Source organism: Spirosoma terrae, from assembly GCF_010435915.1.
Classification (GTDB): domain Bacteria; phylum Bacteroidota; class Bacteroidia; order Cytophagales; family Spirosomataceae; genus Spirosoma; species Spirosoma terrae.
Genome location: NZ_JAAFZH010000003.1, coordinates 611471 through 626887, shown reverse-complemented (window position 1 = coordinate 626887; position 15417 = coordinate 611471). Strand labels below are relative to the sequence as shown.

The 15417-nt window shown below is 43.8% G+C and carries 11 protein-coding genes and 1 CRISPR repeat array; of the genes, 1 reads left to right on the top strand and 10 read right to left on the bottom strand.

Annotation, left to right across the window (positions count from 1 at the left end; all coding sequences use genetic code 11):
- Window positions 1-33: 33 nt before the first annotated feature.
- Window positions 34-3084: a CRISPR direct-repeat array (repeat unit 30 nt; unit sequence ATTTCAATTCCACTACGGTACGATTAGAAG).
- Between the two features lie 217 nt (window positions 3085-3301).
- From cas2 to cas6, 9 genes are all read right to left on the bottom strand, one after another.
- The gene (gene cas2 / locus GK108_RS10425) at window positions 3302-3565 is read right to left on the bottom strand and encodes a CRISPR-associated endonuclease Cas2 (RefSeq protein WP_163946891.1); all 264 of its coding nucleotides are present in this window, start codon (window positions 3563-3565) and stop codon (window positions 3302-3304) included.
- Between the two features lie 96 nt (window positions 3566-3661).
- Window positions 3662-4672 (bottom strand): type I-B CRISPR-associated endonuclease Cas1b, encoded by a 1011-nt coding sequence (gene cas1b / locus GK108_RS10420; RefSeq protein ID WP_163946889.1) that lies wholly within the window; start codon window positions 4670-4672, stop codon window positions 3662-3664.
- Between the two features lie 86 nt (window positions 4673-4758).
- On the bottom strand, window positions 4759-5127 hold the full coding sequence (locus GK108_RS10415; RefSeq protein ID WP_163946887.1) for a GxxExxY protein: 369 nt from the start codon (window positions 5125-5127) through the stop codon (window positions 4759-4761).
- Between the two features lie 92 nt (window positions 5128-5219).
- A complete protein-coding gene (gene cas4, locus GK108_RS10410) occupies window positions 5220-5729 on the bottom strand; it encodes a CRISPR-associated protein Cas4 (RefSeq protein WP_163946885.1) in 510 nt (169 codons plus the stop codon).
- Window positions 5730-5734: 5 nt separating this feature from the next.
- Window positions 5735-8014, bottom strand: coding sequence for a CRISPR-associated helicase Cas3' (cas3, locus tag GK108_RS10405; RefSeq protein ID WP_163946883.1), 2280 nt, complete (start codon window positions 8012-8014; stop codon window positions 5735-5737).
- Between the two features lie 77 nt (window positions 8015-8091).
- A complete protein-coding gene (cas7p, locus tag GK108_RS10400) occupies window positions 8092-9012 on the bottom strand; it encodes a type I-PGING CRISPR-associated protein Cas7/Csp1 (protein WP_163946881.1) in 921 nt (306 codons plus the stop codon).
- A 28-nt stretch (window positions 9013-9040) separates the two neighbouring features.
- Window positions 9041-10597 carry a type I-PGING CRISPR-associated protein Cas8c/Csp2 gene (gene cas8c, locus GK108_RS10395; RefSeq protein WP_163946878.1) on the bottom strand — a complete coding sequence of 519 codons (1557 nt, stop codon included), beginning with the start codon at window positions 10595-10597 and terminating at the stop codon, window positions 9041-9043.
- The gene (gene cas5p / locus GK108_RS10390; RefSeq protein WP_163946875.1) at window positions 10594-11313 is read right to left on the bottom strand and encodes a type I-PGING CRISPR-associated protein Cas5p; all 720 of its coding nucleotides are present in this window, start codon (window positions 11311-11313) and stop codon (window positions 10594-10596) included. Before cas5p ends, cas8c begins: the two co-directional genes overlap by 4 nt.
- 356 nt (window positions 11314-11669) lie before the next feature.
- A complete protein-coding gene (cas6, locus tag GK108_RS10385; protein ID WP_163946873.1) occupies window positions 11670-12500 on the bottom strand; it encodes a CRISPR-associated endoribonuclease Cas6 in 831 nt (276 codons plus the stop codon).
- A gap of 150 nt (window positions 12501-12650) precedes the next feature.
- Here cas6 and GK108_RS10380 point away from each other — a divergent pair, with 150 nt between their 5' ends.
- Complete coding sequence (locus GK108_RS10380) at window positions 12651-13667, top strand: helix-turn-helix transcriptional regulator (RefSeq protein WP_163946870.1); 1017 nt, start codon at window positions 12651-12653, stop codon at window positions 13665-13667.
- Window positions 13668-13915: 248 nt separating this feature from the next.
- Here the strand turns inward: GK108_RS10380 and GK108_RS10375 are convergent, their stop codons facing one another.
- Window positions 13916-15403: a capsule assembly Wzi family protein gene (locus GK108_RS10375; protein WP_163946869.1), complete on the bottom strand. Its 1488-nt coding sequence runs from the start codon at window positions 15401-15403 to the stop codon at window positions 13916-13918.
- Between the last annotated feature and the right edge of the window lie 14 nt (window positions 15404-15417).

Sequence of the window (15417 nt, the reverse complement as noted above, 5' to 3'; positions counted from 1 at the left end):
TGAGAGTTGGAAAATGCGCCCGATGCTGACGAAATTTCAATTCCACTACGGTACGATTAGAAGACTCGAAATTGGCTTCCACTTCCTGGATAGTGTATTATTTCAATTCCACTACGGTACGATTAGAAGATAAGGATTTATGAGCAGCGTTCGAATCGCCTTTTAATTTCAATTCCACTACGGTACGATTAGAAGCATCTGGGCGGTGTAGGCAACCAGTCCGGCCAGAATATTTCAATTCCACTACGGTACGATTAGAAGAGGTTGCGTCGACAAGACGTTTATAGAGTTGAAGCAATTTCAATTCCACTACGGTACGATTAGAAGACACTTTATCGCCCTGTGTGACTACAATGAGCAGTTATTTCAATTCCACTACGGTACGATTAGAAGCGAGTTCTTCAATAACACCTGCTGCGATGTAGCCCCATTTCAATTCCACTACGGTACGATTAGAAGGGTTTTCGTCAAAAGAAAGACGATAAGCCTTTAGACATTTCAATTCCACTACGGTACGATTAGAAGGTCAACCAGGATCCGGTTACGCCTGAGTTTAAAGAATTTCAATTCCACTACGGTACGATTAGAAGCAGGCAACAGATTGCCAGGGCTCATCGCACTAAAAATTTCAATTCCACTACGGTACGATTAGAAGTAATGGCAAACCAGCACCTGGCAAGGTACTAGACAAATTTCAATTCCACTACGGTACGATTAGAAGTTTTTCTCTTGAAAGAGGTGGTACTGATAATCCTGATATTTCAATTCCACTACGGTACGATTAGAAGAATCCCGTCTCTGATTTCTCCTGTAGAGGGGGATCGGATTTCAATTCCACTACGGTACGATTAGAAGTGTTCATCCCGTTCTTTTTGCCTGTCATTTGCACTAATTTCAATTCCACTACGGTACGATTAGAAGATGAAGAGTTCATGCAAGCAATCACTAACACCCGCCATTTCAATTCCACTACGGTACGATTAGAAGATGAAGAAGGCGAAGTCGTTTGTGGTAATCTTATCATTTCAATTCCACTACGGTACGATTAGAAGATATGATTTTGTGGCTCTAGCGTTTGTTTCTCCCTCATTTCAATTCCACTACGGTACGATTAGAAGTCGTGGTTCATAGCGACTTGTTTGAATAAAATGGAATTTCAATTCCACTACGGTACGATTAGAAGTTAATAGCAAATGGCGCCGAGGACAATCTATTTAATTTCAATTCCACTACGGTACGATTAGAAGACAATTGTTTGGCTGCGTAGAAACCGCCCAGCCCTGATTTCAATTCCACTACGGTACGATTAGAAGTTGACAACCTACATACTTGTTTGCCGCTATCTCAATATTTCAATTCCACTACGGTACGATTAGAAGGACGACGCGCCAAGGCCGATAAGGAGGCTCTTGTAAATTTCAATTCCACTACGGTACGATTAGAAGTACGCGATTGTTCGTTACATCATCAATAAAGCGCTAATTTCAATTCCACTACGGTACGATTAGAAGGTCCGCTTTAGGCTCAATCAGCACAACACCGTCGTATTTCAATTCCACTACGGTACGATTAGAAGACTGGATGAAATCTGATCAGGGGTTCGCTTCGATATTTCAATTCCACTACGGTACGATTAGAAGTTCAGCGAACCGTCCGCATTAAAGGCTGTTACGTTATTTCAATTCCACTACGGTACGATTAGAAGTTTTGCCCGGCCAATTGGAAATCCCTTGGGTTTTAATTTCAATTCCACTACGGTACGATTAGAAGACCGCTGGTGCTGAGGCTATGGCGCAGTTTATAGATTTCAATTCCACTACGGTACGATTAGAAGGATGAATCGTAGAATACACGGGTTACTTTAACAACTCATTTCAATTCCACTACGGTACGATTAGAAGTTTTGTCTGCTCAGTATAGCAGCCTTCGCGCAAAAAAATTTCAATTCCACTACGGTACGATTAGAAGGACGAAAAAGGCAACCGACTGGCCGTAGTGGCCGCATTTCAATTCCACTACGGTACGATTAGAAGTGTTTGTTTGAGCATCAACAGCGATGCTTTGAAACCATTTCAATTCCACTACGGTACGATTAGAAGATCCGAACGTATCCGAGCTTCACCGCCAAAGAATTTATTTCAATTCCACTACGGTACGATTAGAAGTTCGCTCGATGACCCGGCTAAGACGGTTACTACAACATTTCAATTCCACTACGGTACGATTAGAAGCAGGTCAACAAAGCTGTTGTCGTCTCAACGATTTACATTTCAATTCCACTACGGTACGATTAGAAGTTCACGCCTGACTATGCTGGTACCGAACATGACGTTATTTCAATTCCACTACGGTACGATTAGAAGGCGCTGACGGGATTCGGGCTTACCGTTGGCATCGAGATTTCAATTCCACTACGGTACGATTAGAAGGACTCACCAGGGAGCTAAAAGAGTATGGCGATACCGATTTCAATTCCACTACGGTACGATTAGAAGAGCAGTGACGGGTTCAAAAGATGCGATGGATCTATATTTCAATTCCACTACGGTACGATTAGAAGATCGCTCATGATGGGGTCATTGACCAGATTGCGACATTTCAATTCCACTACGGTACGATTAGAAGCGTAAGAAAACAATCCCTTGTGTCACCACCAAGCGATTTCAATTCCACTACGGTACGATTAGAAGTTGATGAGGTAGGTTTTCCCATCTTTCAGTACCCCATTTCAATTCCACTACGGTACGATTAGAAGAATTCAAAATGGATACGAAACGTTCTATTTTACGTAATTTCAATTCCACTACGGTACGATTAGAAGGCGCTGATACGTCAGAGGGGCGACAGAATAGAAGCAATTTCAATTCCACTACGGTACGATTAGAAGTTTTTGCGCCGATTGCACTTGCGCAGATATTCCCAAATTTCAATTCCACTACGGTACGATTAGAAGCCCCTTGCCGCACCCGCATTGTTAAGCCGGTATCGATTTCAATTCCACTACGGTACGATTAGAAGAAAATTGTCAGTAGCTATACGGGTGAAGTTGCCTATATTTCAATTCCACTACGGTACGATTAGAAGCCGTCAAGTTGGTGATAAAAAAAGGGCTTTGCAAGCCCCAAATGCCTTTCTCATTACTGATAACCGGTATAAAATATCGTCGACCTCAGATAGTACGAAAATACCCGGCGATCGACGACACATTATTAATCAGAACGTTATACCGTTTACACAAACTGTAGGCCATATAAAACCAATACATCAAAGAACGTTTTGGGGTGATCGACGACGCGACCGCTCATAAAAAATCATCGGTCGATTGGCGTTCAACGCCTACAATTTGCTTGTCCAGCCACTTTTTATCGCGGTTTTTGAACAGGATCAGGCTGTCTTCCTCATCGTTCATGATCCGCCTGGCTTCATAGAGCAACTCCTTTAACTGCACGTCGGTCAGTTCGCCCTCGAAAACCGAGTTCTGAATCCAGTTCAGATACCGACGACAGAGTTTCAGCATCTTCCCGACCCGCTTCTGCTTAATATCGTAAACCAAAATCACGTACATAGTTCAATGATAGAATGAGTGAGTGATAGAATGAGCGAATAAACAGCTAATACCAATTATTCACTCATTCTATCACTCACTCATTCACAATTAATTTTACCACCAGGCCTTAAACGGTTTGTAGGTATCGATGCCCAACAGATGCTTCTGAAGCTTGTAACACTCCAGCTTGATGAGGTGCTTGTAACTCACGCTACGTCCTAACGACCGGTGCTTGATCGTTTCCTTCAGCGACTCATCGAACGCCTGTAAAAACCGCTTTCGGGCCGACTCTTTCATCACACATCCGCCTACCTCCATCCGAAAATCAGACGGCTGCAGTTGGCGCTTGTTGACCATCCTGAAAATGAGCCGGTCGATCAGAATCGGTTTGAAAATCTCGGCCATATCGAGCGCCAGCGAGTATCGACGCGCCCCCGGCTCGTGCAAAAAACTGATCGTCGGGTTTAGCTGCGTGTGATAAATCATACTCAGACAGGCGGCATAACACAGCATATTCCCCAGCGAAATCATGGCATTCAGCTCGTTCTGCGGGGGCCGTTTGCTACGTCCGTCCAGACAGAAGGTTTCGCCCAGAATAGCGTCGAAGCATCCGTAGTACGTTTGCCGAATGTTGCCTTCGATGCCCATCAGTGTGGGTACATCGGAAGCCGTGTGGACCGACGCCAGTAATTGCTCGACGGTAGCAATGGACTCCGAGAGGCAGTTATCCTTTCGATTATCGTAGTATTTTAACACGCGCAAAATATTGGTGGCCGCTCCTTCTACAAACGCCCGCGCAATAATGATCCGCTTTTTCGCCGATACGTAGTGTTTTGTCTGCTCAACCTGCATCTTACCCGCTAACAGGTATTCGCGCGGCATAAACGAACCCGTATAATGTTCGTAATAGTCGAAGAAGTGAACGGCAATTCCTTCCTTACCCAGAAAATTATAGAGGGCTGAGTTAGCATCTAAACTCCCGAATATATACAAATCGGACACCTGCTCGATGGGCAGAAAACGCGGTTGTCCTTCGTTACCAGCCTCATCGACGGGTGTAAACTTGAGCGTGTTATCCTGCCGGCTTAAGCGTCCCGGATTCATCAGGTATTTAGTTTGTTTCATGTTTTTTTAGACAGGATTTACATGATTCACATGATTTTTATTTACATGAAATCATCCCGTCAATCTTGTAAATCCTGCCTAAAAAATCACTTCTTATACGCTCGGTATTTTCGTTTAACCGTAACACTACTCCCAAAATTGATGAGCAAACCGATATCCAATCCTGTGGCTGCTAAGTAATTGACCAATTGGGCTTCATGTTTTGGATGTACTACTTCTACAGCTTTAAGCTCAATCAACACCACCCCTTCAACCAACATATCCGCTACATAATCACCCACCTGAACTTCCTGGTAAAATACGGGTACGCTAACTTGCTGAACCACCAAAATCTCCCGATTCAGTAATTCGACAAAGAGCGCATTTTCATACACTTTCTCCAGAAAACCGGGCCCAAGAGTGTTATGAACGGCGTGAGCGGCTGCAATGATTCGGTGGGTTAGATTGTCATTCATTTTCTGACAGGATTAACAAGATGTACATGATTTTACTTTCCGGTGAGACGATTATTCTCAAAGAAGTAATCCTGTCAATCATGTTAATCCTGTCAAAGTGATTCTTCTATGTAACAAAAATCAAAATAACTACACGACCGGCATTTGCTTTTGGCGATACGTTCGGGGCAGTGTTCGGCCTCCACGATACGTTCTATATCCTGCACCCAGTTTTCAACCATCGCTACGTCGTCATCGGCCAACGTAACGGTTTGCGTCTGACGGAGTTTTGGATATTCAATCAATCCGGTAGCGCCCTCGATGCCGTTACGTCGGAGCAGATACAGATAAAATTGCACCTGCGCTACGTGTGAATGCTCCAGCTTATCGGACTTTTTGATCTCATGCACCACTTTATCGACCGGATCGTAGAAGTCGATTTTGGAACCATCAAGGAGGAGTTCGCGGTATCGTTCGGCCCGTTGCGGGTATGACTTTTCCCCAATGAATGAACCTTCAGCTACCAGTTCAGAGGTATGCTCCATCTCTATTTTGTGATGAAACAGCCACGTTTTCCGATGACAGACTTTGTAGTATTTGATATACGTACCGGTGATGGTCATGAATGTCAATAAAAATCATCATCTGAAATCAACTCTGCCAATCCAATACTGGGATTGTATTGACCTTTGTGGGCTATATAAACTCTTACAGGCTTATCATCTCGTTTGTCATCAATCGTGATTTCACGCACATAGAGAGCATTTATTTTAACACCTTTGTCGATTAGGTATTTAGGCAATTCGACAGATTGATCGTTTTTCAACTCATTTAACTCCGACCAATTTTTAAATCGGGTCTGTGTTAGTTCCTCAACGAACACAGTGGCATTACCAATAATATCACGGCTACGCCAGAAAGTGGTTTCTGTATCATCTTCTTTTGCTACTGTCATCGAACCAATTATCCAGTTACTAATAAACAGTTGCCGCAAGTGTTCAGCATTTACTATTGCCCGAGTTGTCTGAGCTGGCGGTTGGTCATAGACTTCATTAAGTAAATCGGTAAATGTAGCCGCTGAATACGCTCTAACGGATAGTCGCTCTTTAGTTGCAATCAGAGCAGGGTTAGGTTCCCAATCGGCTCCTCGCTGATAAGTACCATACGGAGCAGGATATAATTTACCTGAAATAGTCGGAATCACTACGTGCAATTCGCCAACTTTCTCTTTATCGAAACGGCTAAGACGACCAGCACGCTGGATGAGTCTATCTATTGGACATAACTCAGAAACCATAATATCAGCACTAATATTGACACTCATTTCCCCAATCTGAGTCAAAATAGCAATTCCTTCTGCTCGCTTTCCTTCCCAAGCAGCACGTCCTAATTTTTGTAGTAATTCTTCTTCTTTCTTTGCTTTGTGCGGCTCTGTAAAACGACTATGATAAAGTATAGGAGTAATGCCTCTTGCCTCAAACCAGTCGTAGAGCTGCTTAGCTTTAGCTACAGTATTCGCATAGATGATTGCAGATTTAGCTGATATGCATTTATTCAATAAGCCTTCCAATTCTGAAATATTTTCATACTCCCGAATTGATCGAATGCGGCATCTGTCACGTGTAAGCTCAGATTCGTCTTTAAAGATTTTATTAACGTTGTATCCTGTCGCCCGATACTGCGATAGACAAGAGTCAGGCAATGATGCACTCATCAGTAGGACAGGTACTTTCCACGTATGCAGCGCCCTTAACAATGTTAAAATGTTTGCCTGGGTAAAATCATCGTAAAAATCAGCTTCATCAATCACCAGGCAGCTATTAGCCAAATTAAAGGCAATTAAGTGATGATCTTCGCGAGTAAGCGTTAGTGACATTAGTAAGTGATCAATCGTACACACGGTAACTGGTGTCATCAGTTGTCGTGCCGATTCATGCTGCTTCTGCGCTTCCTTAAAATGAATTCGTTTTTCTTCAATGGCTACCCTAAACTTGTTATGCCATGCACTCGAGTGATATAGCCCTGTGTCTGAAAGACTTTCTGCTACGTTGATTGCCAGTGCGTTTGATGTAAAGCGAGTAGGCATAGCAATAACCAATCGCTGAGCCTTCCCAGCTTCAATTTGTTTAGAAGCCCATAAAAGTGCAGAATCTGTTTTACCTGCGCCAGTTGGAGCTCGAACTAATAGCAAATCTTCTTGCCAATTCGCTTCGACTATCTGCTGTACATTACGTCTTTCCGAATGAGGAAATTTGTATTCAAACGATTTAGGGTCAGGCAACTTTTCTCCTGATTCCTTGGCACTTGTTCGACGATCAGCTACTTGTAAATAAGACCTTACACCAGCATATTCATAGTGTGGTAGCAGAGCCTTTTCAAAATCATGGTGGCTTTCAAACTGGTTGTTATGTTGCTTAAACTTCCGCCATATCTTTTCACCTTCGCCCTTAAACACTGGTCTTTTCCATTTATCCTCGTGTCGAATGGACAGCTTTCCATGATGTGCACCGATAGCAACTTGAACGGGTAATGAGAAATTATCTTTCTGTCGTTGAATTAGTGAATCAATCTCGTGCCTAATATCTGCTTTTAACAAATTCCGACCTGTCTGCCCTTTACAAGCACGTTCGTAATCTTGGTAAGAGCCACCATATTCAGCATGCCATTTTAAGTATTCATCATAATCACGTTGACAAGCAGACTGCCATTGTGGATGTTTTTTACCATCATCATGAAACTTGCAGGCTCCGTTTAAGCGCTTACGTAAATCGCTACCAGTCAAGCGTTGATATTTATCAAATGTGGTGGATAAAGAGCGCGTCAACATTTGTCCTTCATCAACAACACCTGAAACATGCTGTGTAAACGTAATGCCGCTGGGTTTGGCAAGAGGTTCAGTAGTAGTCATATGCTAACAGCTATTTTGATGTGGAGTAAATACGTTCTTACCGCTCCAATTAATGACTGGTGCGGTAAGAACAATTTCTAGTTACGGCCCGCAAACTCTTCAAAAGTCACTATAGCACTATCACCTTCACTTAAATCAGTTAGTGTTGAAGAAGCCAATAAAGTCAACGCTTTCTCATAGGCTTTAAAGACGGATTCGTTTGTATCGTCATCCCCTAAAAAATATTGCGCACCACGTGCCTGTAATTCTGCCAAAATATTTTTTTGCTGTGTTTCACTAACTGAAAAATAGCGAGCAGCCTTGCGGCTATGTTTTGTATCAAATACGATCAGGACTCTTAGTGGCTCACCACTTACCGCATTTCGAGCTTGATTTGAATAATCATGCAATGAACGAGTAGCCTCCAGGAACAGCCGTACGCGACGCATACGCTCCGTTTCGGGTGCATGCTTGTGATGCGTTGTTTCTAAATGAAATGAATTCTGATAGCGGAAAGCCTTCGATGTACTCAGTGACGTAATATCCAGATAAAAATTCATTAACATCATATCATTCTCGCTGAACTCACGAGTGGCAAGAGCTTGGTCACGACTGTCTTCATTGGGGTCCTGTTTAAGACGAATCAACAAGTCTCTGCCCACTTTGCTTTCGTCCAAGGCTACCGCCATTGTAGCAGATAGTGGCGCTGTCCGGCGGCCTGAGTAATCTCCCCTTGAAGGATGCATAAAACCGCCCATATCAGCCCGAAGATCAACTTCAATATGGTTGCTGACTCCATCTCCGTTTGAGACATATGTTTGTGCTCGATTGGGGTCAGCTTCATTTAAACGCGACATAGCAGAGAATAAAACGTGACGTTGCATCTGCCCAGAAACATATACTTTCCCGTCTGGTGTCCGCTTTATAGATGATGCATTACCAAGTAATTTTTCGCCACCGTTAGCCATGTGATAGTCAAAAGGAGCAACTAGAGAAACAAGTATTCCTGAAATTTCCATGAAGAATATTGGTTTAAGAAGTTATAAATTAAGCTTGTGCATCGGAGACATCATCTGTACCATCGGCTTGCGTTCCTGCATCGCCAGATGTATCTGTATCTCTAGGCTCGTATTTGTTACGTAAGCGTGAAAAGGCAATAAGTAGGTTCTTAGCTTGGTCAAGAGTAATGCTACCAGCAGCTGTTTGCTCCATAAATAGACTAGCTTCTTCAGGCGCATCCATACCCGACAGACGACCAGCGCGGGTAACGGCTTGGGCAATAAGTGCGTCGCCAGATTTGGCGGAAAATGTTGAACTTTCTAACTCGACCAACACTTTCGCTTTCATCTTACGCATATCTTCTTTAGTAGCCTTTTCATCGCTTTCTTTAGCTACACGATAAGCTACGTAATTCAGCCATCGGCCTAATGACTTGGCGGAACGAACTACTTCTGGTTGAATGCTTTCCATTTTTTCAAAATAAGTGGTGAATAAGATGCTGGTTTGAGAAGGGTATTCCGCTCGTTGAGCTAAGAAATCACGGAATGATGCTCGATTAAATTGGATTAGGAAGCGAGCCGTAAATAAATCGAAAACCTGATAGTCATTTCGGTTATCAGTACTTCGTGGTCCAGCGTTTAGCAACATAGTGTAATATAGACTGTCAATAATTTCGCTGAGACGATTTTCTTTCGCTAAATCAACGAGATAGTGGTTATATCGAAACGACTGCGCTTTGCCATAGCTGATGACATACATTTGAGCATTTTTCAAGCTTTCAAGAACATCCAGCGCCCAAGTCGTGTCTTCTGCTTCTTTTGACCATCTACCAATTGCACCTAAAAGTGCTACAGGACCAAGCGCGCTGCTTCTAGGTGCGTGAGGAAAATTGCCATCATAGATTTTGGGTCTTAATGGACTTTCTTTTGTCACCTCACCTTTTTTGTTTTTCTCCTGAAACACTCCGCCTTCCATGGCTTCGCTGCCCAAATAACGGTCCTTCATTTTACTAAAAAGTCTAATGAATCGGACTGTATCTTTAATCGAATCGAAAGCAGGGATGATGGTTGTATTGCTACGTTCTGTCTTACCTTGCGAGTACGTCTTATAAGCCATTGCAGGCTTGTTAGAGGTAAGTGAAGTAAGTAGAGCAAAGGCATTTTCAGCGGTTGATACTGAAGGCTTTCCTCGGCCAGCAGTTGCACCAAAACTTAAGTATTCGCCAGATGTCGGCGTTGATGACATACTGGCCTTAGTTGGTTTATTTAAGTTTATAACTCCACCAGTTTTGACTAACTCACTTTGAACTTCTGCAATCCAATCTGTGCAGCTTTTAATTAGATTACCTGCCGCTTTATCTGAAGCAATAACATTAGGGGCAAGAAAAACACCTTTACTTGTATCTCCCTTTGCATCATCGCAAAACGTGAATTTTACCGAACGCATGCCAACATAAGAGGCTGCTGGTTTCAGGCGAAAATCCAGTAAACTTTTTTGTAATTCACGAATCAAGGCCGGTGCATGCTCATTGAATGAAATGCCCTCTTCAAGATTTGTTTCAGCCAAAAACAGCGCGTAGCCGTATCGTAAATATGGGTGCGTCATAGCCTGTCTATTTGAATATCTACCCAGCCATCATTTGTGCCGAGGTATGCAAGATTGTTTTTTACTAATGCCTCTTCAAGTCGCTGCAACAGAGCCGTAGATATATCAAGTTTAAGTACATAGCTACCATTCGTCATTAAATATTCCCGCGTTGCCAAGGTTGAATAGTAGAGAGGGAACAAACCTATTTGAGCCGTAAAGAGATCGCCTAACGCTTTTTTCGTCGGACGGTCGGGCTTTTCAGGATCACGTTCGATCAATCGCTTACGTCGAACTACTTCAATATCCTGATTCATACTACCATTGGCATGAACTGGGTTGTCACCAGCATCCGTACGTCGAAAGGCTTTCTTCCATAAATCATCAATGTGGATGACGGGAGGAACCAGCGTAAGGCTAATGTCGAACAGATGATAAAGTAGGGGCAAATAGCCAGACTTGGAATAAGTCCGCTCAAACTTCATCTTGTCTTTACCTTTCTGTTTTTTCTCATATACCTTGGCCATATCTTTGAAAAGTCGCTCTCGATCTTTTAAGGCCAGATGTAAGCCAATTACATTCTCGAAAAGTCCGCACAACTGGTGTTTCGAAGGAGCAGTAAGCGTTTTGTAGTACGAACCGGGAACTTCATCAACCATTGAATAAGGCGCTAGTGGTTGCAGAATCAGTTTGCAGTTTGTTCGTTCACTATCTTGAGTAATGAATGATATATCCATATATAAGGCATAAAAAAAGCAAGAGACGTTCAAAGATTACATGTTGGCATATAATCATTATGAGTACACTTCATTCCAGCTGTAGCTTTGGACACTACTTCCTTAAATTGAACTTGGTATAGACATAACTCTGAACGTCTCCTGCTTCACAAAGCAAAAGATATTTTTCATTAAAAACTACACCTATGTAAGTAGCGAAGCTTTTACACACAATCCTATTTTTAATAATACGCTGACTATCAGACAATTAATATGAAAAATATTTTTAGTATATTTGTGAGCCTGATAACTGGAATTGAAAAATGTAAGTAGTTAAGCACAATTGTCTAATCGTACCAATCAGGAATTAGCCCAGCTTAGCCTGGGCTATTTTGTACCCAAATACAACCGTTACCAATAGCATTGTATTTTCCCACGCCAGCCAGCACGGCCAATTCTAAAATTTCTTTCGGGCCGCTGAGTTCGAACGTAAAGCCGTAGTAACCACGAACCTGCGTTTGCGCTCTTGAATCTTCTTTTATCGTAATCAGCCGGGAGCGCGGGTCCCGATTCGGGAGTAAGTGATACGTTACCGCCGACGTAGCAAAATCATCGTCAGACGTAGCGTCAGCAGCGACCGCCCTCGGTACGCTGTTCCACTTCGCCAGCAGGTTATCAATCAGTAACGGTCCATATTGTACGTCACCTGGATGTAAGTACTGGTCCATGCCGCGTCGTCCGGTTCGGCGTTCCGACTTCTCGGCAATCACCACGGGCGAGAGTGTCCGTAACGTAACGGTCGTTGACGAAATCTCTAGCGGTATGGCTTCGACCCGTTCAATGATGAATTCGGCCCGGTGCTTCGGTGTCGCGATGACGCATCGCTGGTCCTGAAACAGACCCATAATAAAATGCTGGGCGGCCTTATCGACGTAGAAACTCACCACCCATTCGATATGGGGTGTCGTAACCCATAGTCCGCCCGCTTTCGGGTCAATTCGGGCATTTGGGATGATTAAATCCGAAAACGTAAACAGTTTAAACCGTCGCGTGGGCGAGTATTCGTAGCCCTGCTGGTGCAGGAATGTAGCATACTGCGCGTCGGCATCGGCCAGCACGGCGTAGATGAACGCACTCAGTCGATACGCGTAATTGAACGGTACGAGCGTCTGTCGGGCTATCGGACGTAGCGTTAGTTTGAATTGCATGTTTCTGTATAGGCGTAGATAGTGAAAGGTGAATGCTATTTTTTTTACGATTTTACTCGTTTTGACAAACAGATTTAGTAGACGGCAGGTAAATCATAACCCAAAGGTGACTTCTAAAACGGCAATCTATTTGCCTAACCACACTTTTTTATGCCTGTCGTTAAAAATCAATACGAACGCCTGAAGAAAATCAACGATTATCTGAATAGCTGGGGCGGCAAGCCCAAGTCGAAAGCGGATCTGCTTAAGCGGTGCAACTGCTCAGAGCGGACTTTTCGGGAAGATATCCGACTAATGCGCGACGATTACGGAGCACCAATCGCGTATGATTACCGGCTTCAGGGCTATTACTACACCCATCCATTCGAACTGGCCGTTCCTGTTACGTTAACCAGTAAAGACCTGGCAGCGCTTCATACCGCCGTTGCAACGCTCAACCAGTTCAAACACGTTAATTTATTTACCGACCTGCGCGGCACGGTCGACAAAATCGACAAGGCGGTTCGGTTCCGGAGCAATCCTGCCGACAACTTTGGGCAATATATTCTATTTGAGTCGGTACCGTATGTAAAAGGCAGCGAATGGGTCGAGGCCTTTTTACAGGCCATTCATACACGTAGCGTCGTACAGTTCGATCATCAGCGGTTCGAGACTGAAATCAGGAAATCACACCGTCTGTTTCCATATGCGATCAAGGAACATCGGAACCGCTGGTACGTAGTAGGCTGGCAACTCGATTATGGAGCGGTTCGCGTGTTTGGTCTGGATCGCCTTGTCGACGGTTCCGTATACGTAACAGACGATACGTTTGAGGCTCCGGCTTTCGATGCCGACCTGTATTTTCGGCAGGCATTGGGTGTAGCGGCTTACGACAACCCACCCGAAGACGTCGTGCTGTCTTTTACCCGTCAGCAGGGCTTGCACTTCCAGGCTCAGCCGTTTTATCCATTCCAGACGGAGGACATACTTATTAACAATGACGAGGAGTTTCGGGTAAAATTGTCCATTATCGTCAACAAAGAACTGGTGTATGAACTGGCTCGCTTAGGAAATGGCGTCAAAGTGATTAGCCCGCCGTCGCTAATCGAAAGCCTTACCAACTTTCTACGGCAGGCCCTGGACCGATACGATCAGGCTACACGTAGCGGCAGCCCGTTTGCAGACTAATCGGCCATGAAAAAGCCCGGCCATCAACGGTACCGGGCTACTACGTTCGTATGTTTATGTAATTACTTTCCGATGCAGAAAGTAATTAATTTAGACAAACTATTGACTTTCAATATATTACAACTAAATACACACTAGCAAGATACAAACAGGATCCAATTGCCGCTGTTTATCCTAAATAGTTAGACTTTATAACCGTTAGGCGAGTTAGTCTTGTAAGCAATACTTTAGCTACTGCGAACTCATTATTACTTACCGTATTGCCATACCGTTTTACGTAGGCTGATGTAGGCTCCAATCGTATTGTCATATAATTGTCCAATATCCGCCGACATTGATGCATTGAGATAAGAACCGCCTAACCAATTCACAGGCAGTGCGAGTTGTACGAGTGATGAGAATTGGGCAGGTGTACCGGGTAAAGGCTCACCCGGCACACCATGGTTTTGACTGTAGGAAAGCTTCGTCATCAGTTTTATACGCTGAAGGACGGTAGCTTGTAAGCCAATATGAGCCATCTGCACGCGATTATTATTTATAGCCCAATTGGTCGTATTGCGATACACCTCACGAACATCTTGTTTTCTGGTAATAAAGGGCGTCCCAATAATGCGATCATGATATACCCACCCCTTACTGTATTGTTCATTGTTAAAATAATGATCCCCACCTTTAACAGTTGTATTGGTTTGATTAAATGTAGGTCCGCTTTGATTGAGCGTTGAAAGGTACTCTATTAGTAAACCATCGATTCTAAAGCTTGACGTGCGATTGTTGACTGGTCGTATGCGTAACCCAGTTAGACCATCTGGTAGATTCTGCATCATTACACCAGATGCATCTTCAAAGCTGTGTTGATGGTAAAGCATTAGGTTCACCGAAGGTAGCTTGAGTTCAAACCCAAAATCAGTACTACCTACGTGGTTCCCAAACAGATTAACCCAATCAAACTGAGTTAGTCTCGGGTCCAGTTTACCACCTATCCTGATTGCAAAGAGTACATTGGGAAAGTCTCGAAACTCACCTGGCAACTTACCATTTACGGCTAGACCAGGTGGTAGATCATTTGACTGACCTCCCCATTGCACATTATGATTAAGCCCAATGTAAAATCGTACAACTGACGAGGGCTTACCTACCCTAAAAAAGACCGATTTCTGATGCAGGAAGGAATGCAGGATGTAGTCAGTATCAAATTGACCATGAGCAATAAAAGCATTGATTGCTAACCATTGCCTGCGCCCTAGTGGCGCAAAGCCTTTGGTCCCGAATCGGATTTTAGGAATAGGTAATGCGTTGCCAGACCAGGAATAGGAACCTGAACTCAGCGTTGTGTCCACTAGTCCAATTACTTCACGTCGCCTACCAACCATTAGCTCAAGCTGCCGATGGGCTAGCTGAACGTAGTACTCTGGCATGAGTAGTTGATTCTCTTTACCGATATTACCCACTGTCTCTGCGCTATAGTTGAGAATATAGGCTCTACTGGGTGCTTTACGGGCATACAATCCGGAGGTATCTGTCAGCAAGACAGATCCGTTGATGCCAACTCGTGCGGTTCCGATTGGGGCGCTGGCAGGTACGGTGCCAAATTGATTGGCTCTTAGCCAAAACGGTGTCCGTTCAGCAGAGGAGACAAGACCACCGACTTCTACAAAGGCCTGGTGTTGACTGTTGATTTGGGCAAAGGTGGATAACGAAATAATGAGTGCACCAAGCAAGGAAAGGTATTTCATTGGAATGAATGCGT

Coding starts and splice junctions, on each gene's coding strand:
- cas8c (WP_163946878.1), bottom strand. CDS start 10,597: ATGACGCACCCATATTTACGATACGGCTACGCGCTGTTTTTGGCTGAA.
- cas4 (WP_163946885.1), bottom strand. CDS start 5,729: ATGACCATCACCGGTACGTATATCAAATACTACAAAGTCTGTCATCGG.
- GK108_RS10375 (WP_163946869.1), bottom strand. CDS start 15,403: ATGAAATACCTTTCCTTGCTTGGTGCACTCATTATTTCGTTATCCACC.
- cas7p (WP_163946881.1), bottom strand. CDS start 9,012: ATGGAAATTTCAGGAATACTTGTTTCTCTAGTTGCTCCTTTTGACTAT.
- GK108_RS10380 (WP_163946870.1), top strand. CDS start 12,651: ATGCCTGTCGTTAAAAATCAATACGAACGCCTGAAGAAAATCAACGAT.
- cas6 (WP_163946873.1), bottom strand. CDS start 12,500: ATGCAATTCAAACTAACGCTACGTCCGATAGCCCGACAGACGCTCGTA.
- cas1b (WP_163946889.1), bottom strand. CDS start 4,672: ATGAAACAAACTAAATACCTGATGAATCCGGGACGCTTAAGCCGGCAG.
- cas5p (WP_163946875.1), bottom strand. CDS start 11,313: ATGGATATATCATTCATTACTCAAGATAGTGAACGAACAAACTGCAAA.
- cas3 (WP_163946883.1), bottom strand. CDS start 8,014: ATGACTACTACTGAACCTCTTGCCAAACCCAGCGGCATTACGTTTACA.
- GK108_RS10415 (WP_163946887.1), bottom strand. CDS start 5,127: ATGAATGACAATCTAACCCACCGAATCATTGCAGCCGCTCACGCCGTT.
- cas2 (WP_163946891.1), bottom strand. CDS start 3,565: ATGTACGTGATTTTGGTTTACGATATTAAGCAGAAGCGGGTCGGGAAG.